The organism is Klebsiella sp. K5-45, from assembly GCF_030128605.1.
GTDB classification, from domain to species: domain Bacteria; phylum Pseudomonadota; class Gammaproteobacteria; order Enterobacterales; family Enterobacteriaceae; genus Klebsiella; species Klebsiella quasipneumoniae.
In genome coordinates this window covers 161,006-181,200 of the sequence record NZ_JAKUZW010000005.1, presented here as the reverse complement: position 1 = coordinate 181,200, position 20,195 = coordinate 161,006, and the positions used below count along the sequence as shown (strand labels likewise).

Here is a 20,195-nt window from a genome sequence, read left to right as displayed (position 1 = left end):
ATCCTTGATGTCTACAGTGAAATCCGGCGGCAGGGGAACAGCGGGCCGATTTGTGTAGCAGGTTACATTTATAACCCTTAATGCTAGCGTCGCCGGGCGATAGCGTCTACGTTCAAGTTGTCTGAAATCAAAAAATTAACCTTAATGGCGGTCTTGCTTTGGCTATTACTCCAAAAGGGGAGCCTCTCTTTTATTGATTACGCGCATCCTGTATGATGCACTCAGACTAACCTTAGCAACGCTGGTACTACTCCCTCACAATGACCCTTTTAGCTCTTGGCATCAATCACAAAACAGCTCCGGTCGCCCTGCGAGAACGCGTCACGTTTTCGCCGGAAACGCTCGATAAGGCGCTGGAGAGCTTGCTGGCTCAGCCGATGGTGCAGGGTGGAGTGGTGCTGTCGACCTGCAACCGCACAGAACTCTATCTCAGCGTCGAAGAGCAGGATAACCTGCAGGAAGCGCTGATCCGCTGGCTGTGTAATTACCACGGCCTCAATGAAGAAGACCTGCGTAAAAGCCTCTACTGGCACCAGGATAACGACGCCGTCAGCCATCTGATGCGCGTCGCCAGCGGCCTTGATTCGCTGGTGCTGGGCGAACCGCAGATCCTCGGTCAGGTGAAAAAAGCCTTCGCCGATTCCAGCCGCGGCCACCTCAACGTGAGCGAACTGGAGCGGATGTTCCAGAAATCGTTCTCGGTGGCTAAGCGCGTGCGTACCGAAACCGATATCGGCGCCAGCGCCGTTTCCGTCGCCTTCGCCGCCTGTACCCTGGCGCGGCAAATCTTTGAATCCTTGTCGAGCGTGACGGTGCTGCTGGTCGGCGCCGGTGAAACCATCGAACTGGTGGCGCGTCATCTTCGCGAACATCACGTGCGCAAAATGGTGATCGCCAACCGCACTCGTGAACGCGCCCAGGCGCTAGCGGAAGAAGTGGGCGCCGAGGTGATTGCCCTTAGCGATATCGACGAACGGCTGAAAGAGGCCGACATCATTATCAGCTCCACCGCTAGTCCGCTGCCGATCATCGGCAAAGGCATGGTGGAGCGCGCGCTCAAGGCGCGGCGTAACCAGCCGATGCTGCTGGTGGATATCGCCGTCCCGCGCGACGTCGAACCGGAGGTCGGTAAACTGGCTAACGCCTACCTCTATAGCGTCGACGATCTGCAAAACATCATTCAGCATAACCTGGCGCAGCGTAAGGCCGCGGCGGTGCAGGCGGAATCGATCATCGAGCAGGAGACCAGCGAATTTATGGCCTGGCTGCGCGCGCAGAGCGCCAGCGAGACCATTCGTGAGTACCGTTCGCAGTCTGAGCAGGTCCGTGAGGAGCTGACGGCGAAGGCGCTGGCCGCGCTGGAGCAGGGCGGCGATGCCCAGGAAATTATGCAGGATCTGGCGCGTAAGCTCACCAACCGCCTGATCCACGCGCCAACCAAATCTCTTCAGCAGGCCGCCCGTGACGGGGACGACGAACGCCTGCATATTCTGCGCAACAGCCTCGGGCTGGAATAGCGCACCTTTCTCTTATTTTCAGGACAGGGTGAATTCACGCCTATGAAGTCTTCTATTGTTGCCAAACTGGAAGCGTTGTACGAGCGCCACGAAGAAGTGCAGGCGCTGCTCGGCGATGCCGCGACGATTGCCGATCAGGATAAATTCCGCGCGCTGTCGCGGGAGTATGCTCAACTGAGCGATGTGGCGCGCTGCTATACCGACTGGCGTCAGGTGCAGGAGGATATTGAAACCGCACAGATGATGCTCGACGATCCGGAAATGCGCGAAATGGCGCAGGAAGAGCTGCGGGACGCCAAAGATAAAGGCGAACAGCTGGAGCAACAGCTGCAGGTCCTGCTCCTGCCGAAAGATCCCGATGACGAGCGTAACGCCTTCGTGGAAGTACGCGCCGGGACCGGCGGCGACGAAGCGGCGCTGTTTGCCGGCGATCTGTTCCGCATGTACACCCGTTACGCGGAATCGCGCCGCTGGCAGGTGGAGATCCTCAGCGCCAACGAAGGTGAACACGGCGGCTTTAAAGAGGTGATCGCCAAGATCAGCGGCGACGGCGTCTACGGCCGGCTCAAATTTGAATCCGGCGGCCATCGCGTGCAGCGCGTGCCGGCCACCGAGTCGCAGGGGCGTATCCACACCTCCGCCTGTACGGTGGCGGTGATGCCGGAGCTGCCGGAGGCGGAAATGCCGGATATCAACCCGGCGGATCTGCGCATCGATACCTTCCGCTCCTCCGGCGCGGGCGGGCAGCACGTTAACACCACCGACTCGGCGATCCGTATTACCCACCTGCCCACCGGCATCGTGGTGGAGTGTCAGGACGAACGTTCTCAGCATAAAAACAAAGCCAAGGCGCTGTCGGTGCTGGGTGCGCGGATCCGCGCCGCCGAAGTGGCCAAGCGTCAGCAGGCGGAAGCCTCCACGCGCCGCAACCTGCTGGGCAGCGGCGACCGCAGCGATCGCAATCGTACCTACAACTTCCCGCAGGGCCGCGTGACCGACCACCGCATCAACCTGACCCTTTACCGTCTGGATGAGGCGATGGAGGGCAAACTCGACATGCTGATTGAGCCGATTGTCCAGGAACACCAGGCCGATCAGCTGGCGGCGCTGTCCGAGCAGGAATGATGACCTTTCAGGCCTGGCTGCAGCAGGCAATCGCCCGCCTGGCGGAGAGCGACAGTCCGCGACGCGACGCCGAGATCCTGCTGGGACACGTCACCGGCCGGGCGCGCACCTGGATCCTGGCCTTCGGCGAAACGACACTCTCCGCTGACGAGGCGACGACGCTGGAGGCGCTCCTGCAGCGACGCCAGCGCGGGGAGCCCATCGCCCATCTGGTCGGGCAGCGGGAGTTCTGGTCGCTGCCGCTGTTTGTCTCCCCGGCGACGCTGATCCCCCGCCCGGATACCGAATGTCTGGTAGAGCAGGCGCTGGCGCGTCTGCCCGTCGCGCCGTGCCGTATTCTCGACCTCGGCACCGGGACCGGCGCCATTGCCCTGGCGTTGGCCAGCGAGCGTCCGGACTGTGAGATCACCGCGGTGGACGTCATGCCGGACGCCGTGGCGCTGGCGTTGCGTAATGCCGCCCATCTGGGCATCGCTAACGTGACGATACGGCAAAGCGACTGGTTTGCCGCGCTGGCCGGGCAGCGTTTCGCCATGATCGTCAGCAATCCCCCCTATATCGACGCGGCAGACCCGCATCTCGCCGAGGGCGATGTGCGCTTTGAGCCGCTAACGGCGCTGGTGGCGGGCGATGAGGGGCTGGCCGATCTGGCGCAGATTATCCGCGAGGGGCGGCAGTATCTGCAGCCCGGCGGCTGGATGCTGCTGGAGCATGGCTGGACCCAGGGCGAAGCGGTGCGCGCGCTGTTCCGCGAAGCGGGCTATCTGGACGTCGCGACCTGTCGCGACTATGGCGACAATGAGCGTCTGACCCTCGGACGTTTACCCGACATGGAGAACGTTGGCTGATGAACTTATTCACGGCTGTCCTCTATCTGCACATCGCCAGCGTGGTGGTGTCGGTAGGATTGTTCGTTTTACGTTACTGGTGGATATATCACCAGATCCCGCTGCTGAACCAGCGGTGGGTGCGAATTGCGCCGCACTGCAGCGATACGCTGCTGTTTCTCAGCGGTGCGGGATTAATGGCGATAACGCACTACCTGCCGTTCACAGAAGACGGCGCATGGCTGACTGAAAAGCTGTTTGGCGTTATCATTTATATCGCATTAGGTTTTATCGCGCTGGGCCGTCGTCGTCCGCGCAGCCAGCAGAGCCGCTTTATCGCGTTCCTGCTGGCGCTGATGGTGTTGTTTATCATCATTCAACTCGCCATCACAAGAATACCGATACTGGGGTAGGTCATGGGGTCATTAGCGGATTTCGAATTTAACAAAGCGCCATTGTGTGATGGCATGGTCCTCATTTCTGAACAGGTTCGCGACGATTTTCCGACGCGTTTTGTCGAGGAAGAGCTGCAGCGGCTGCTGCGCCTCGCGCAGGAGGAGATTGCGCCTTCGTGGGACCAGGAACGCCAGATAGAACGCCTGCTGGCGCTGTTTTACGAGGAGTGGGGCTTTGGCGCCTCGCAGGGCGTTTATCGTCTTTCCGACGCGCTTTGGCTGGATAAAGTGCTGGTCAACCGTCAGGGGAGCGCGGTGTCGTTAGGCGCGATCCTGCTGTGGATCGCCCAGCGTCTGGGGCTGCCGGTGGTGCCGGTGATCTTCCCGACCCAGATGCTGCTGCGCGCGGACCCGGAAACCAGCGAAGAGATGTGGCTGATTAATCCGTTCAATGGCGAAACCCTCGACGAACATACTCTGGAGGTATGGCTGAAGGGCAACATCGGGCCGGTGGCGGAACTGTTTAATGAAGATCTCGACGAAGCGGATAACGCCGAGGTGATCCGCAAGCTGCTGGACACCCTGAAGTCGGCGCTGATGGAAGAGCGGCAGATGGAGCTGGCCCTGCGCGCCAGCGAAGCGCTGCTGCAGTTTAACCCGGAAGACCCGTATGAGATCCGCGACCGCGGGCTGATATATGCCCAGCTGGATTGCGATCACGTGGCGCTGCTGGACCTGAGCTATTTTGTCGAGCAATGTCCGGAGGATCCGATTAGCGAGATGATCCGCGCACAAATCAACACGATTTCGCACAAACAAATTACATTGCATTAGTCTGGAACCATTCCGGTTACACCCTGATAAGGCGAACTTATGAAACAAAAAGTGGTTAGCATTGGTGATATCAACGTAGCGAACGACCTGCCGTTCGTGCTGTTCGGCGGGATGAACGTGCTGGAGTCACGCGACCTGGCGATGCGTATCTGCGAACATTACGTCACCGTTACGCAGAAGCTCGGCATCCCCTACGTCTTCAAAGCCTCCTTTGATAAAGCCAACCGTTCCTCCATCCACTCCTATCGTGGGCCGGGTCTGGAAGAAGGGATGAAGATTTTCCAGGAGCTGAAGCAGACCTTTGGCGTGAAAATCATCACCGACGTTCATGAAGCCAGCCAGGCGCAGCCGGTGGCTGACGTCGTGGACGTGATCCAGCTTCCCGCCTTCCTCGCGCGCCAGACGGACCTGGTGGAAGCGATGGCCAAAACCGGGGCGGTGATCAACGTCAAGAAACCGCAGTTCGTCAGCCCGGGCCAGATGGGCAACATCGTCGATAAGTTCATCGAGGGTGGTAACGACAAAGTGATCCTCTGCGACCGCGGCGCTAACTTCGGTTACGACAACCTGGTCGTGGATATGCTTGGCTTCGGCGTGATGAAGAAAGCCTCCAACAATTCACCGGTTATCTTCGACGTCACCCACGCGCTGCAGTGCCGCGACCCGTTTGGCGCTGCCTCCGGCGGTCGCCGTGCGCAGGTGAGCGAGCTGGCCCGCGCCGGTATGGCGGTAGGTATCGCCGGTCTGTTTATCGAAGCGCATCCGGATCCGGACCACGCGAAATGCGACGGCCCGTCCGCGCTGCCGCTGGATAAACTGGAGCCGTTCCTCAAGCAGATGAAAGCGATTGACGATCTGGTGAAAAGCTTCGACGAGCTGGATACCAGCAAGTAAGCCTGACCTCATCAGTTAAAAAGCCTGCCGGCGTCAAAACCGGCAGGCTTTTTTTTCGCCCGGACTCCGCCGGGCGGGGAAGCGAGGTCAGGCGAAAATGGTCATCAGGTAGGCGGCGAAAAGCGCCAGATGGGCCGCGCCGTTCAGCACATTGGTGCGTCCGGTGGAGAAGGAGATATGGCACAGCACCAGCGAGGCGACCATCACCACCATTTCCGGCGCGCCAAGGCCAAAGCGCAGCTCATTGCCGGTCAGGAAGGCGATGAGGGTGACTACCGGGACCGTCAGTGAGATGGTGGCCAGCACGGAGCCGAAGAACAGGTTCATCGCCCGCTGTACCTGATTGTTGAGCACCGCTTTGAGCGCGCCAAGGCCTTCCGGCGACAGGATCAGCAGGGCTACCAGGAAGCCGGTAAAGGCCACCGGGGCGTTCATGCTGGTCAACAGCGTTTCCAGCGGGTTGGCGTTCATTTTCGTGACGGCGATAACCGCCACCAGGTGCACCAGCAGCCAGGCGGTATGCCACCCGCTGCTGTGGGCGGAGGGTTTACCGTGGTGCGGGTCGTCATCGTCGCCGTCGTCTTCATGCTCATAAACAAACAGACTCTGATGGGTTTTGGTCTGAATAAGCAGGAAAACACCGTACATGGCCGCCGAAATCACCGCCACCAGCAGCGATTGCCCGGTGCTAAAGTTCGCGCCCGGCAGCGCCATGGGAAACACCAGCACGATAATCGCCAGCGGAAACAGGGCGATAAGATACTGCTTAATGCCGAACAGATTCATATATTGGGTGGCGAATTTACGCCCGCCCAGCAGCAGGGAAAAACCGACCAGACCGCCGGTGACGATCATAATGATGGAGTAGAGCGTGTCACGCATCAGGGTCGGCGCGGCGTCGCCGGTGGCCATTAACGCCGAGATCAGACTGACCTCAAGGATAACCACCGACAGGCTGAGGATCAGGGAGCCATAGGGTTCGCCCAGGCGGTGGGCAAGAACGTCGGCGTGGCGGACCACGCTGAAGGCGCTGCTTAAAATACCGACCAGAGCGAGGATGTTAATCGCGATAACCACTGGCAGTGACTGGCTGCTGCCCCAGAAAAACAGCACCGCCAGCGCTAGCAACGGAAAGACGAGGGAGGACTCCTTATGGCGGGTTTTTACCGCCTCATGTGCATGGGTCATGAACCATCTCCATTTATGCAGGTGTTATAATTATAAAAACGCAGGGCGATAAAGTAACAGATTTTGCTAAATTGCCGCTGGATTTTTACTTAAATTTACGGGTGTCTAGAGATATCTTGATTAGTTTATTATAATTTGCGATTACTCTATTTTTATTATTATTATTCAGATAATTACTAAAATTCATTTTTAACTCATCATCGGCTTGATAGCCTGCCGCCTGCGTTCCAGACTTAAACTTTATGCTCAAACAGGAGGCCATAATGCCCTATCACAGTAAACAAGAGCTACCCGACAGCGTTAAGCATGTTCTGCCTGCCCATGCGCAGGAAATTTATAAAGAAGCGTTTAACAGCGCCTGGGATCAATATAAGGATAAAGACGACCGGCGCGATGACGCCAGCCGCGAAGAGACGGCACACAAAGTCGCCTGGGCGGCGGTGAAGAACAGCTACGAGAAAGGCGATGACGATAAGTGGCATAAGAAAAAATAATTGCTGACGCCGCTTTTACGCTTGCCAGCGCCCCGCTGATTGCTTATTGAAAGATAAAGCTGGATAATATTTCAGCAATATTGACGGATGCATGAGACGAACGCCGGGAAGCGGGCAGTGGCGGAGGTAGTAAACAGTGTTAACTCGTGATTTCTTGATGAATGCGGATTGTAAGACAGCGTTTGGCGCTATTGAGGAATCGCTACTCTGGTCGGCAGAACAACGCGCAGCCTCGCTGGCGGCGACGCTGGCCTGCCGCCCGGATGATGGCTCAGTATGGATCTTTGGCTACGGTTCGCTTATCTGGAACCCGGCGCTCAATTATCGCGAGTCCTGCACCGGCACGCTGCCGGGCTGGCACCGCGCGTTTTGCCTGCGGTTGACCGCCGGGCGCGGAAGCGCCTGCCAGCCGGGACGCATGCTGGCTCTGAAAGAGGGCGGCCGGACTACCGGCGTCGCTTATCGTCTGCCGGACGACACGCTGGAAGAAGAGCTGACTCTGCTGTGGAAACGAGAGATGATCACCGGCTGCTATCTGCCCACCTGGTGCAAGCTGGAGCTGGACGACGGGCGAACGGTAAATGCTTTGGTGTTTATTATGGATCCGCGTCATCCGCTGTTTGAGCCGGATACCAGCGCCCAGGTCATCGCTCCGCTGATCGCCCGGGCCAGCGGGCCGCTCGGGACCAACGCCCAGTACCTGTTTTCGCTGGAACAGGCGTTAAGTAAGCTCGGGATGCACGACGCCAGTCTTGATGATCTGGTGGCCAGCGTCCGCGCGCTGTTGGGCGAGAGCCCGACGCCAGGCCTGGCCTGAGCGCGCGGAAAAGAAAAACGCCCGGCATGGCCGGGCGGGTGTTCTGTCAGTGACGGTCAGGCTGGCACGTAGCTGATGGAGTGCTCCAGTGACTGGCTGTGACTGTCGATAAGCACGTTCCAGGTGCCGCTGTAGGGCACCGTCAGATAGGCGCTGTCCCGATCCTGCACGCTCAGGATATCCGCATGGCTGTCGCCAGGGACCTTCGCGCTCATCAGATGAATATGGCAGCGCTCTGAGCACCGCACCACCAGCGTGTCACCGCCAAACAACGTCAAACTTGCTTTTACCATCGCCATTTTTGTACCCCGTTTCTGTCCTGCTACAGCATCCTGCCCACCCAGTCCTCGCGTGATATTGTTCACACTTTGCTCTGTGCATCACACCAAACGGCGCGGGTCGGGATGCTGATTTTGATCAAAAAAAGGGATAAAGATTAAACAAAAATGACGTTGTTCCTGAAAGCATTCAGCTAACATTTTTTTCGCCTCTTCAGGTGGCGAAACCTGATATTTCCTGCCGTTCGGCACCCCAGATTCAGAAGGTCAGCACTTTATCTGCCGCCAGGGTCCACTGGGCCAGCTCAACGAGAGTGCCAACCTCCACCCCGTCAACTAACGGCAGTGCGCTGACCCCGCGGCCGTCCGCGCAGGTTTTGCACAGCTTCACGGGAACCTGCTGGGCGGTGAGGATCTCCAGCATCTGCTGCACATTATAGCCTTCCGCCGGCTTCTGCCCGCGCAGCCCGGCGGTGACCGCGTCGGACATCAGAAACAGCTTGAGATCGAGGTCGGACTGCTGTTCGCGCAGGGCAATGGCCAGGCGCAGGCTGTTGAACAGGGATTCACTGCCGTAGGCGGCGCCGTTGGCGATAATCACAATACGTTGCATACAAACTCCTTCTTAAAGGCACGGTTATTGCTTTACCGCAGTATAAAGCGTTAACCCGGAGGAGGGGTATGAATAATACGACTGGTCACGCGGACGAGGCGACGGCCTGGCTGCAGCTGGCGCGCCGCCTGCAAAAACAACAGCTTCAGCAACTAGCCCGGCTGGGCGAGCTGGCAAGTCAGCTCAGCGCGCTGGTGCATATGCTGCAGTGCGAGCGCGGGGCGTCGAATATTTTTCTTTGCTCGGGCGGCCAGCTGTACGCGGCGGAGTGTCGGGCGGGTGGGGCGCTGGTTGATGAGCGGCTGGCCTTGTTCTATGCCGCCCTCGAACGGGCGCGCGCGGTCACCGGCAGCGCGCTGTGCTGGCGCATCGCCCGGGCGGTAGGCGATCTGGCGCAGCTCCCGACGCTGCGTGAGCAGGTCAGCCGCCGGCAGGTAGCCGCTGAAGCCGCGACGGAGCAATTCAGCCGTATTATCCGCCATCTGCTGAATATCGTCCCGCAGCTCAATGACAGTATTGACGACCCGCCGGTAGCCGGGCGTATGGTCGCCCTGTACAGCTTTATGCAGGGAAAAGAGCTGGTGGGTCAGGAGCGCGCGCTGGGAGCGTTGGGCTTTACCCGCGGCGAGTTCAGCGACAGCCTGCGCCAGCAGCTGGTGGACCGTATTGACGGTCAGCAGCCCTGCTTCGACAGCTTCCTGGCGCTGGGCAGCCCGGCGACCGTCCAGCTGTTTACTACCCAGTGTCAGGCCGGTCTGGACATAGAGCAGCTGCGGCGGATCGCCTGCACCCGCCAGCCGGCGGCGGACGGTGGGGAAACGGCGCTGCGCTGGTTCGGCCTGCAGACCCAGCGGCTTGAGCAGCTGCGCGAAGTGGAAGAGCAACTGATCGACGATCTGCTGGACGCCACCGACGCGCTGTTAGAAGACGACGCGCCTGGCTGGCTGGCCGGGGAGGAGAGCGACAGCGTGACGCCGCGGCTGGATAAACAGCTGCTGCCGCTGGTGCGCCAGCAGGCCTATGAGCTGCAGCAGCTCTCCAGCCAGCTGGCTTCGCTGAAAGACGCACTCGAGGAACGCAAGCTGATCGAAAAAGCGAAAAGCCTGCTGATGACACACCAGGGGATGCCGGAGGAGCAGGCCTGGCAGACGCTGCGCAAGATGGCCATGGACAAGAATCAGCGGATGGTTGAGATAGCCCGCGCGCTGCTGATGGTGAAGGCGATCTGGCCAGTAACCCCAAAGGAGTAGATGCACAACCGATGGGCATTTGCTGCCTGTCGGCGGTGCACTTTTGCCTGACAAACCGACCCGGGCGAAAGGAAAAGCCCGCCCGTGCGCCATTGCTAAAGCTGGCATCCCCTTTGCATTAGTTATAGTGAGTGAATAAAAGTCCGGGCGACGAACCAATGGCGGTTCGGGTGTCCGTGGATAAAGGCGTCCTGCAGTGCATATGCACTGTCGGGCGCTTTTTTTTTGCGCGTGTGGAGCGGATATGAGCGATAAATTTTCAATTTCACGGCGGCGCTTGCTGCAGGCAGGGGCCGCGCTGGGCGGCGCGATGCTGCTGCCGGGCGTGATGCAGGCCGCGTGGGCCGGCGGCTCGGACAGACCGGAGCAGACCACCGTGCGGGTCGGGTTTATTCCGCTGACCGACTGCGCGCCGCTGGCCATCGCCGCGGCGAAGGGGTTTGACAAAAAATATGGTATTACCCTGGCGCCGAGTAAGGAGGCCAGCTGGGCGGCGGTGCGCGACAAGCTGGTGGCCGGTGAACTGGACGCGGCGCATATTCTCTATGGCCTGCTGTACGGACTTGAACTGGGGATCGCCAGCAAGCCGCAGGCGATGGCCAATCTGATGACCCTCAACCGCAATGGTCAGGCCATCACCCTCTCCAGCGAACTGCAGGAGAAAGGGGTGACCGACCTCGGCGGTCTGAAGCGGCTGATCGACCGCAGCGCGCCGGGCAGCTACACCTTCGCCCATACCTTTCCCACCGGCACGCATGCTATGTGGCTCTACTACTGGCTGGCGAGCGCCGGCATCGATCCCTTTAACGATGTGCGCACTGTCGTGGTGCCGCCGCCGCAGATGGTGATGAACATGCGCATCGGCAATATGAGCGGCTTTTGCGTCGGCGAGCCGTGGAACGCCCGCGCCATAAACGACCGTATCGGCTTCACCGCGGCCACTTCCCAGGATATCTGGCCCGAGCATCCGGAAAAGGTGCTGGGCGCCCGTCGCGACTGGGTGGAACGCCAGCCGAACACCGCCCGCGCGCTGGTGGCGGCCCTGATGGAGGCGCAGCGCTGGATCGCCGCCTCGCCGGAGAACACCCGGGAGACGGCCCGCCTGCTCGCCAGACGCGGCTGGCTCAATACCAAAGAGCAGTACCTCACCGGCCGGATGCTTGGGGAGTATGACAACGGCCTCGGCCGCCGCTGGCAGGATCCCCATCCGATGCGCTTTTACGCCGAGGGCGAGGTGAGCTTCCCCTGGCTGTCGGACGGGATGTGGTTCCTCACCCAGTTTCGTCGCTGGGGGCTGCTGAAACAGGCTCCGGATTATCTCGCGGTGGCGTCGCGCATTAATCGCATCGACGTCTGGCAGGCTGCCGCCCAGGCGGTAGGGGGGATCAGCGCGCCGGCAGCCACGATGCGCAGCAGCACACTGATGGACGGTACGGTCTGGAACGGGTCCGACCCGGAAGGCTACGCCCGCCATTTCGCTATTCAACGTAAGGGGGCATGAGATGAAGCAGGCACAACGTAAGCAACCGGTCGTCAGCGTGGAGAACGCGCCTGGCGAAGTGATTCTCCTGCCGCCGGTGCAGGTCCGGCGCACCACGCCAACCGTCACGCGCTGGCTGCGTGAGCTCATCCAGCGCCTGCTGCCCCCGCTGCTGGGGCTGGGGGTGCTACTGCTGGCCTGGCAGCTGGCGGCGATGCACAGCAAAGGCTTTCCCACGCCGCTGAGCACGCTGGACTCGGCGCTGACCCTGTTTGCCGATCCGTTCTATCAGGACGGGCCGAATGACATGGGCATCGGCTGGAACGTGCTGGCTTCTCTGCAGCGCGTGGCGGTGGGCTTCGGCCTGGCGGCGCTGGCGGGCATTCCGCTGGGTTTTTTGATCGGCCGTTCGCTGTTCTTCGCCCGCATGTTTAATCCGCTGATTGCTCTGCTGCGCCCGGTCAGCCCGCTGGCCTGGCTGCCGATTGGCCTGCTGCTGTTCCAGAAGGCGGAGCCGGCTTCCAGCTGGACCATTTTTATCTGCTCCATCTGGCCGATGGTGATCAACACCGCGGAAGGCGTGCGGCGGATCCCGCAGGACTATCTCAACGTCGCCCGCGTCCTCCAGCTCTCGGAGTGGACGGTGATGCGCAAAATTCTCTTTCCGGCGGTGCTGCCGGCGGTGCTCACCGGCGTGCGCCTCTCCATCGGCATCGCCTGGCTGGTGATCGTGGCGGCGGAAATGCTCACCGGCGGGCTGGGGATCGGCTTCTGGATCTGGAACGAGTGGAACAACCTCAATGTGGAAAACATCATCATCGCCATCGTCATTATCGGCGTCGTCGGCCTGCTGCTGGAGCAGGGTCTGATGCTGCTCGCCCGCCGCTTTAGCTGGCAGGAAAAATAAGGAGCCAACATGAAACCATTAATTCAGGTGCAGGCCGTCAGCCAACGCTTCAACACCGCCAGCGGCGAGTTCCTGGCGCTGCAGAATGTCTCCTTCGATATCGTCGAAGGGGAGACCATTAGCCTGATCGGCCACTCGGGTTGCGGAAAATCGACTCTGCTAAACCTGATCGCCGGGATCACCACCCCTACCGAGGGCGGACTACTGTGTGATAACCGGGAAATCGCCGGTCCCGGGCCGGAGCGGGCGGTGGTTTTCCAGAACCACTCGCTGCTGCCGTGGCTGAGCTGTTTCGACAATGTGGCGCTGGCGGTGGATCAGGTGTTCCGTCGCACCATGAGCAAGCATGAGCGTCGGGAGTGGATCGAACACAACCTCGCGCGCGTGCAGATGGGTCATGCGCTGCATAAACGGCCCGGGGAGATCTCCGGCGGCATGAAGCAGCGGGTGGGTATCGCCCGGGCGCTGGCGATGAAGCCGAAAGTGCTGCTGCTTGATGAGCCCTTCGGCGCTCTGGACGCGCTGACCCGCGCCCACCTCCAGGACACGGTGATGCAGATTCAGCAGGAGCTCAATACCACCATCGTCATGATCACCCACGACGTTGATGAAGCGGTACTGCTCTCCGACCGGGTGCTGATGATGACCAACGGCCCGGCAGCGACGGTCGGCGAGATCCTCGCGGTCGATCTGCCGCGTCCGCGCCACCGCGTTCAGCTGGCGGACGACAGCCGGTATCACCATCTGCGCCAGCAGATCCTCCATTTCCTGTATGAAAAACAGCCGAAAGCGGCGTAAGGAGGCGGTCATGACGCGGCGACTGGTGGTGATCGGTAACGGCATGGCGGCCACCCGTATGGTGCAGCGGCTGGTTGAGCGCGACCCTGCGCGGTTTGCCATTACCGTCGTCGGCGACGAGCCGCACCCGGCCTATAACCGCATCCAGCTCTCGCCGCTGCTGGCTGGCGAAAAAACAGCGGCGCAGCTCCCGTTGCTGCCGGCGGAGTGGTACACCCGGCACGGGGTGTGCCTGCGGTCTGGCGAAGCGGTGAATGAAGTCGATGTTGTGCAACGGCGGCTACGCATCGCGGAGACCTGGCTGCCGTGGGATGAGCTGGTGTTCGCCACCGGTTCGCGGCCCTTTTTCCCGCCGCTGCCGGGCATTGATCGTCCGCAGGTTATGCCCTTCCGCACCCTGGCGGACGTGGAACGTATTCTGGCGATACCCGGCCCGGCGGTGGTGATTGGCGGTGGGGTGCTGGGGGTGGAAGCGGCGGCGGCGCTGCGTCGCCACGGCGGGGAGGTCACTCTCCTGCATCGCGGCGGCGGATTAATGGCGCCGCTGACCGACGCTTTTGCCGCCGATGAGCTCAGGCAGCAGCTTGAAGCGCGCGGCATTCGCTGTGTGCTGGAGTGCCGGATCGCCGCCATCGACGCCGACGGCGTGCGGCTGGCGGATGGGCGGGTATTCCGCGCCAACAGAGTGGTGCTGGCGACCGGCGTGCAGCCCAACAGCCGTCTGGCGGCGCAGTCCGGTGTGCTGTGCCAGCGGGGGATCGTGGTTGACCGCCAGATGGCCGCCTCGCTGCCGGGGATCAGCGCCATTGGCGAATGTTGCGAAATTGACGGCCAGACCTGGGGGCTGGTGGCTCCCTGCCTGCGCCAGGCCGAAGTGCTGGCGGATCGCCTGTGCGGCGTCCCCGGCGCGGGCTTTGTCTGGCAGGACGCCGGCACCCGGCTGAAGGTCACCGGCATTGAACTCTTTAGCGCTGGCGAGCAGCAGGCCGGCGAACAGGATGACATTTTTACCAGCTGGGACCCCATCGACCGCCACTATCGTCGCCTGCTGCTGCGCGACGGCCGCCTGCGCGGCGTGCTGCTGATGGGCGATTGCACTGCCGCCGCCGCGCTCACCGCGCGCCTGGAAAGCGACGAGCCCGCCACCGCGGACTGGCTTTTTGATCCTTCTTCAACGCAGCCGCAGGCTGCAGGAATAATGACGATGACGAAACCTGTATTAGTGCTGGTGGGACATGGCATGGTCGGCCACCATTTTCTCGAACAATGCGTGAGCCGCAACCTGCATGAGCAATATCGTATCGTGGTGTTTGGCGAAGAGCGTTACGCCGCCTACGACCGGGTGCATCTCTCCGAATATTTCGCCGGACGCAGCGCCGAATCGCTGTCGCTGGTGGCCGATGATTTCTTTCACCGGCACGGCATCGAACTCCGCCTCGGCAAGGCGGTGGCGACGATCGACCGCGACGCGCGGCTGGTGCGGGACGCCGAGGGACATGAAACCCACTGGGATAAACTGGTGCTGGCGACCGGCTCCTATCCCTTTGTTCCGCCTGTCCCTGGCAACGATCTCGACGGGTGCTTTGTCTATCGCACCCTTGACGATCTGGACCGCATCGCCGCCCATGCCGCCGCGGCGAAGCGCGGGGTGGTGATCGGTGGCGGCCTGCTCGGGCTGGAGGCCGCCAACGCCCTGAAACAGCTGGGGCTGGAGACGCACGTGGTGGAGTTTGCCCCGAACCTGATGGCCGTCCAGCTGGATAACGGCGGGGCGGCGATGCTGCGGGAGAAGATCGTCGCCCTCGGCGTGGGGGTGCATACCAGCAAAGCCACCACCGCCATCGTGAGCGAGGCCGACGGCCTGCGGCTGAACTTTGCCGACGGTGGCACGCTGTTGACCGACATGGTGGTCTTCTCGGCGGGGATCCGCCCGCAGGACGCGCTGGCCCGCGGCTGCGCGCTGCAGGTCGGCGAGCGCGGGGGGATTGGCATTGATGGCCAGTGCCGCACCTCTGACCCGGACGTGCTGGCGATAGGCGAATGCGCCCTGTGGGATAATAAAATTTACGGCCTGGTGGCGCCGGGCTATCAGATGGCGCGGATCGCCGCAGCCACCCTCGCAGGAGAGGACGCCTGCTTTAGCGGTGCCGACATGAGCACCAAACTGAAGCTGCTGGGGGTTGACGTGGCCTCGTTTGGCGATGCGCAGGGGCGCACGCCGGGCTGCCAGAGCTATCAATGGACCGACGGTCCGCAGCAGGTTTACAAAAAAATCGTCGTCAGTCAGGACGGCAAAGCCCTGCTTGGCGGCGTGCTGGTGGGGGACGCCAGCGACTATGCCACGCTGCTGCAGATGATGCTGAACGGCATGGCGCTGCCGCCGCGTCCGGAGAGCCTGATCCTGCCGGCGCTGGAGGGGGCCGCGCCGAAGGCGCTGGGGGTGGCGGCGCTGCCCGACAGCGCGCCGATCTGCTCCTGCCATAGCGTCAGCAAAGGCGATATCTGCCAGGCGGTGAACAATGGCGCGGGGGATATGGCGGCGATAAAAAGCTGCACCAGAGCGGCCACCGGCTGCGGCGGCTGCAGCGCGCTGGTGAAACAGGTGATGGAGCACCAGCTGGCGGCGCAGGGCGTCGAAGTGAAAAAAGACGTCTGCGAGCATTTCCCGTGGTCGCGCCAGGAGATCTACCACCTGGTGCGGGTCAACCATATCCATACCTTCGAGCAGCTGATTAGCCGCTACGGCCAGGGGCACGGCTGCGAGGTTTGTAAACCGCTGGTGGCTTCGGTGCTGGCCTCCTGCTGGAACGAATACCTGCTGAAGCCGGCGCACCTGCCGCTGCAGGATACCAACGATCGCTATTTCGCCAACATTCAGAAGGACGGAACCTATTCGGTGGTGCCGCGGATGGCGGCGGGGGAAGTGACGCCGGACGGGCTGATCGCCATCGGGCAGATCGCCAAACGTTATCAGCTCTACAGCAAAGTGACCGGCGGCCAGCGCATCGACCTGTTTGGCGCGCGGCTGGAACAGCTGCCGGCTATCTGGCGCGAGCTGGCCGACGCCGGGTTTGAAACCGGCCACGCCTATGGCAAGTCGCTGCGCACGGTGAAGTCCTGCGTCGGCGCAACCTGGTGTCGCTACGGCGTGCAGGACTCCACCGGGCTCGCGGTGCGGCTTGAGCATCGCTATAAAGGGCTACGCGCCCCGCACAAGATCAAGATGGCGGTCTCTGGCTGCACCCGCGAGTGCGCCGAAGCCCAGGGCAAAGATATCGGAGTGATTGCCACCGACAAAGGCTGGAATCTGTACGTCTGCGGCAACGGCGGAATGAAACCGCGTCACGCCGACCTGTTTGCCAGCGATCTCGACGAAGCGACGCTGATCCGCAGCATCGATCGTCTGCTGATGTTCTATATCCGTACCGCCGACCGCCTGCAGCGCACCAGCACCTGGATGGACAACCTGGAGGGCGGCGTCGCCTACCTGCGGCAGGTGGTGCTGGAGGATAGCCTCGGCATTGGCGAGGAGCTGGAGCAGGAGATGGCCCGCATCGTCGACAGCTACCAGTGCGAGTGGCAGACCACCCTCAACGATCCTCAGCGTCTGGCGCTGTTCCGCTCCTTCGTTAACAGCGACCAGCCCGACGAGGCGGTGCAGCGCCACGATCTGCGCGGTCAGCCGCAGCCGTTGCCTGCTGAAGCGTTGCCCGAAGGCGAACTCCCATCCCGGCCGTGGCAGGCGATTTGCGACCTTGACGCCATTCCGGCGCAGGCGGGGATCGGCGCCCGGTTAGGCGAGCGGCAGATCGCCCTGTTCCGCTTCGGCGATCGGGTGTATGCCCTGGACAACCGCGAGCCGGGCAGCGCGGCCAACGTGCTGTCGCGGGGGCTGCTAGGGGACGTCGGCGGGGAACCGGTGGTGATCTCCCCGCTGTACAAACAGCGGATTCGCCTGCGCGACGGCTGGCCGTGCGACGGCGGTGAACAGGCGGTGCGCGCCTGGCCGGTGAAAGTGGAAAACGGCAAAGTGTGGGTGGGCAGCCAGCAGCTGCTGGCGCGAGCGGAGGCCTCCTGATGAAGACCATCCGAACGACCTGTCCCTACTGCGGCGTAGGCTGTGGGGTGCTGGCGAGCGTAGATGACGCGGGGCGGGTGAGCGTGCGCGGCGACGACCAGCACCCGGCCAACCTCGGCCGTCTGTGCGTCAAAGGGGCTGCCCTCGGGGAGACCACGGGCCTGGCGGGGCGGCTATTGGCGCCGGAGGTGGACGGCCAGAAGGTGACCTGGCCTCAGGCGCTGGCGGAGACCGCTTCTCGCCTGCAACAGGTTATCGACCAGCACGGCCCGCAGGCGGTGGCCTTCTACGCCTCCGGCCAGCTGTTAACCGAGGATTACTATGCCGCCAACAAGCTGATGAAGGGGTTTATCGGCGCGGCGAACATCGACACCAATTCGCGGCTATGCATGTCGTCGGCGGTGACCGGCTACAAGCGGGCCTTTGGCGCCGACGTGGTGCCCTGTAGCTATGAGGATGTGGAAAACAGCGATCTGGTGGTGCTGGTCGGCTCAAACGCTGCCTGGGCGCATCCGGTGCTGTACCAGCGTCTGGCGCAGGCGAAGCGGGACAATCCCCGGTTGCAGATCGTGGCGATCGATCCCCGACGCACCGCCACCTGCGAGATCGCCGATCGCCATCTGGCGCTGGCGCCGGGAAGCGACGGCGGGCTTTTCGTGGGGTTGCTTAACGCCCTGGTGCAGGCTGGAGCCTGCGTCGACGGTTTTCGCGATGGCGCGCAGGCGCTGGCCGAAGCGAGTGGCTGGGACGTGGCGAAAGTAGCTGATTTTTGCGGCCTGGCTGCCGATGAGGTGGCGGGTTTCTATCGCGATTTTATCGCCGCCCCGCGGGCCATCACCCTCTACACCATGGGAATTAACCAGTCAGCCAGCGGCAGCGACAAATGTAATGCCATCATCAACGTCCATCTGGCTAGCGGAAAGTATGGCCGCCGCGGCTGCGGCCCCTTTTCGCTGACCGGTCAACCCAACGCCATGGGTGGGCGCGAAGTCGGCGGGCTGGCGACGATGCTGGCGGCGCACATGGATTTTGTGCCGGCCGATCTGCAGCGGCTGGCCCGCTTTTGGGGAACCGAGCGGCTGGCGCAGACCCCGGGGTTGACCGCCGTGGAGCTGTTTGCCACCATCGGCCGCGGCGAGGTGAAAGCGGTCTGGATCATGGGCACCAATCCGGTGGTGTCCCTCCCCGACAGCCACGCGGTGAGCCAGGCGCTGGCCGGCTGTCCGCTGGTGATCGTCTCGGATGTCGCCGCTGAGACGGATACCGGACATTTCGCCCACATCCGTTTTCCGGCGCTGGCCTGGGGCGAGAAAAATGGCACGGTCACCAACTCGGAGCGGCGCATCTCCCGTCAGCGCAGCTTTCTGCCGCCGCCGGGGGAGGCGAAAGCGGACTGGTGGATCATCGCCCGAGTGGGGCAGGCGCTGGGATATCGCGAGGCGTTTGCCTGGCAGCATCCGCATGACGTTTTCCGCGAGCATGCGGCGCTGTCCGGTTTCGAAAACGACGGCCAGCGGGCGTTTGATATCGGCGCGCTGGCGGATCTCAGCCGCGAGGCGTGGGACGCCATGGCGCCGGTCCGCTGGCCAGTCAGCCGCCGCCGCGCCGACCTGGATGTCACGCGCGGCTGGCATCGCGATGGCCGGTTGCGAATGGTGCCGGTGACGCCTCAGCCGACCCGGGCGGCAACCGATGTCTTTTATCCGCTGATCCTCAACAGCGGGCGGATCCGCGATCAGTGGCACACCATGACCCGCACCGGTGCCGTGCCGCGGCTGATGCAGCATATCGCGGAGCCGGTGGTGGAGGTGGCGCCGCAGGACGCCGTTCGCTACCAGCTTGTCGCCGAGGGGCTGGCGCGTATCTGGTCGCGCCATGGGGTGATGGTGGCGAAAGTGGCGATCAGCGAAGGCCAGCGCCCCGGCTCGCTGTTTGTCCCCATGCACTGGAACAATCAGTTCGCCCGCCAGGGGCGGGTGAATAACCTGCTGGCCGCCGTCACGGACCCGCATTCCGCCCAGCCGGAGAGTAAACAGGCGGCGGTGGCCATCGCCGCCTGGCAGCCTGCCTGGCACAGCGAACTGTTTTGTCGCGAACCGCTGCCATTTCCTGCGGCCTGGCACTGGCGGCGGCGGGCGGCGACAGGAGTGCTGCACTACTCGCTGGCCGGGGAGGCGTCAGCCCGCCAGTGGCTCAGGGTCTGGTGCGAGCAGCGCGGCTGGCAGCTGCAGATAGCAGACGGCGGCGCAGTGTGGAACCTGCTGGCGTGGCATCAGGGGAGGCTGATGCTGGGCTGGTGGAGCGATGCGCGCGAGCCGGCGGTGGATAGCGCAGGAGTAAGCGCCGCCTTCGCCACGCCGCCGTCCGATGCCGCCCGGCGCCATGCGCTGCTCAGCGGCCGACCGGACGCCGCCGCCGCGCCGCCGGGGCGGATTGTCTGCAGCTGCTTTGGGGTCGGCGAGCGGGCGATCGGCGAGGCCATCGCCAGCGGCTGCGCCAGCGTCGGGGCTTTGGGCGCCAGGCTGAAGTGCGGGACCAACTGCGGCTCCTGCGTGCCGGAGCTCAACGCGCTGCTGGCGACGCAACCGGCCCGCGCCGGGGCCTAACGGCGCGGCGATATCTTCTGTGGTTGGGCGACAGATTGCCCAACCGGTTTCAGCATATTCCTGGAATTGTCCGCAAGGCTGCGGGAGAGGGGAA

Annotated in this window: 17 protein-coding genes; 14 read left to right on the top strand and 3 right to left on the bottom strand. The window is 62.5% G+C overall.

The window, feature by feature from the left end; all coding sequences use genetic code 11:
• The first annotated feature begins 260 nt into the window (after positions 1-260).
• From hemA to kdsA, 6 genes are read left to right on the top strand one after another with little or no spacing between them, the layout of a single operon-like run.
• Complete coding sequence (gene hemA, locus MKS11_RS12325) at positions 261-1,517, top strand: glutamyl-tRNA reductase (RefSeq protein ID WP_284109548.1); 1,257 nt, start codon at positions 261-263, stop codon at positions 1,515-1,517.
• A 42-nt stretch (positions 1,518-1,559) separates the two neighbouring features.
• Positions 1,560-2,642 (top strand): peptide chain release factor 1, encoded by a 1,083-nt coding sequence (prfA, locus tag MKS11_RS12320; protein WP_004203214.1) that lies wholly within the window; start codon positions 1,560-1,562, stop codon positions 2,640-2,642.
• Positions 2,642-3,490: a peptide chain release factor N(5)-glutamine methyltransferase gene (prmC, locus tag MKS11_RS12315; protein WP_017899848.1), complete on the top strand. Its 849-nt coding sequence runs from the start codon at positions 2,642-2,644 to the stop codon at positions 3,488-3,490. The genes prfA and prmC overlap by 1 nt, the downstream gene beginning before the upstream one ends.
• A complete protein-coding gene (sirB2, locus tag MKS11_RS12310; protein ID WP_087771269.1) occupies positions 3,490-3,882 on the top strand; it encodes an invasion regulator SirB2 in 393 nt (130 codons plus the stop codon). Before prmC ends, sirB2 begins: the two co-directional genes overlap by 1 nt.
• A gap of 3 nt (positions 3,883-3,885) precedes the next feature.
• Complete coding sequence (gene sirB1 / locus MKS11_RS12305; protein ID WP_017899847.1) at positions 3,886-4,698, top strand: invasion regulator SirB1; 813 nt, start codon at positions 3,886-3,888, stop codon at positions 4,696-4,698.
• Positions 4,699-4,737: 39 nt separating this feature from the next.
• Positions 4,738-5,592 carry a 3-deoxy-8-phosphooctulonate synthase gene (gene kdsA, locus MKS11_RS12300; protein ID WP_002910393.1) on the top strand — a complete coding sequence of 285 codons (855 nt, stop codon included), beginning with the start codon at positions 4,738-4,740 and terminating at the stop codon, positions 5,590-5,592.
• An 87-nt stretch (positions 5,593-5,679) separates the two neighbouring features.
• On the opposite strand, the gene chaA is transcribed toward kdsA, so the two are convergent.
• Positions 5,680-6,780, bottom strand: a complete 1,101-nt coding sequence (chaA, locus tag MKS11_RS12295; RefSeq protein WP_259595553.1) for a sodium-potassium/proton antiporter ChaA — start codon at positions 6,778-6,780, stop codon at positions 5,680-5,682.
• A 263-nt stretch (positions 6,781-7,043) separates the two neighbouring features.
• On the opposite strand from chaA, the gene chaB reads away from it, so the two are divergent.
• The gene (chaB, locus tag MKS11_RS12290) at positions 7,044-7,274 is read left to right on the top strand and encodes a putative cation transport regulator ChaB (protein WP_004203206.1); all 231 of its coding nucleotides are present in this window, start codon (positions 7,044-7,046) and stop codon (positions 7,272-7,274) included.
• A 136-nt stretch (positions 7,275-7,410) separates the two neighbouring features.
• Positions 7,411-8,091 (top strand): gamma-glutamylcyclotransferase, encoded by a 681-nt coding sequence (locus MKS11_RS12285; protein WP_004203203.1) that lies wholly within the window; start codon positions 7,411-7,413, stop codon positions 8,089-8,091.
• 56 nt (positions 8,092-8,147) lie between these two features.
• Here MKS11_RS12285 and MKS11_RS12280 read toward each other — a convergent pair whose 3' ends face one another.
• Together MKS11_RS12280 and MKS11_RS12275 are read right to left on the bottom strand one after the other, a co-directional pair.
• On the bottom strand, positions 8,148-8,390 hold the full coding sequence (locus tag MKS11_RS12280) for a DUF1883 domain-containing protein (RefSeq protein WP_002910387.1): 243 nt from the start codon (positions 8,388-8,390) through the stop codon (positions 8,148-8,150).
• Positions 8,391-8,628: 238 nt separating this feature from the next.
• The gene (locus MKS11_RS12275; RefSeq protein WP_002910380.1) at positions 8,629-8,982 is read right to left on the bottom strand and encodes a DsrE/DsrF/TusD sulfur relay family protein; all 354 of its coding nucleotides are present in this window, start codon (positions 8,980-8,982) and stop codon (positions 8,629-8,631) included.
• A 68-nt stretch (positions 8,983-9,050) separates the two neighbouring features.
• Between MKS11_RS12275 and nasR the strand changes: the two genes are divergently transcribed.
• The 6 genes from nasR (at position 9,051) to MKS11_RS12245 (ending at position 20,101) form a co-directional block, all read left to right on the top strand.
• Positions 9,051-10,232 carry a nitrate regulatory protein NasR gene (nasR, locus tag MKS11_RS12270; RefSeq protein ID WP_087771270.1) on the top strand — a complete coding sequence of 394 codons (1,182 nt, stop codon included), beginning with the start codon at positions 9,051-9,053 and terminating at the stop codon, positions 10,230-10,232.
• A gap of 244 nt (positions 10,233-10,476) precedes the next feature.
• The gene (locus tag MKS11_RS12265) at positions 10,477-11,733 is read left to right on the top strand and encodes a CmpA/NrtA family ABC transporter substrate-binding protein (protein WP_069602885.1); all 1,257 of its coding nucleotides are present in this window, start codon (positions 10,477-10,479) and stop codon (positions 11,731-11,733) included.
• A 1-nt stretch (position 11,734) separates the two neighbouring features.
• Positions 11,735-12,619 (top strand): nitrate ABC transporter permease, encoded by an 885-nt coding sequence (ntrB, locus tag MKS11_RS12260; protein WP_004203197.1) that lies wholly within the window; start codon positions 11,735-11,737, stop codon positions 12,617-12,619.
• A 9-nt stretch (positions 12,620-12,628) separates the two neighbouring features.
• Positions 12,629-13,417 carry an ABC transporter ATP-binding protein gene (locus MKS11_RS12255; protein WP_004203195.1) on the top strand — a complete coding sequence of 263 codons (789 nt, stop codon included), beginning with the start codon at positions 12,629-12,631 and terminating at the stop codon, positions 13,415-13,417.
• A 10-nt stretch (positions 13,418-13,427) separates the two neighbouring features.
• The gene (gene nirB, locus MKS11_RS12250; RefSeq protein ID WP_101865502.1) at positions 13,428-17,495 is read left to right on the top strand and encodes a nitrite reductase large subunit NirB; all 4,068 of its coding nucleotides are present in this window, start codon (positions 13,428-13,430) and stop codon (positions 17,493-17,495) included.
• On the top strand, positions 17,495-20,101 hold the full coding sequence (locus tag MKS11_RS12245) for a nitrate reductase (protein WP_284109547.1): 2,607 nt from the start codon (positions 17,495-17,497) through the stop codon (positions 20,099-20,101). The genes nirB and MKS11_RS12245 overlap by 1 nt, the downstream gene beginning before the upstream one ends.
• Positions 20,102-20,195: the final 94 nt, after the last annotated feature.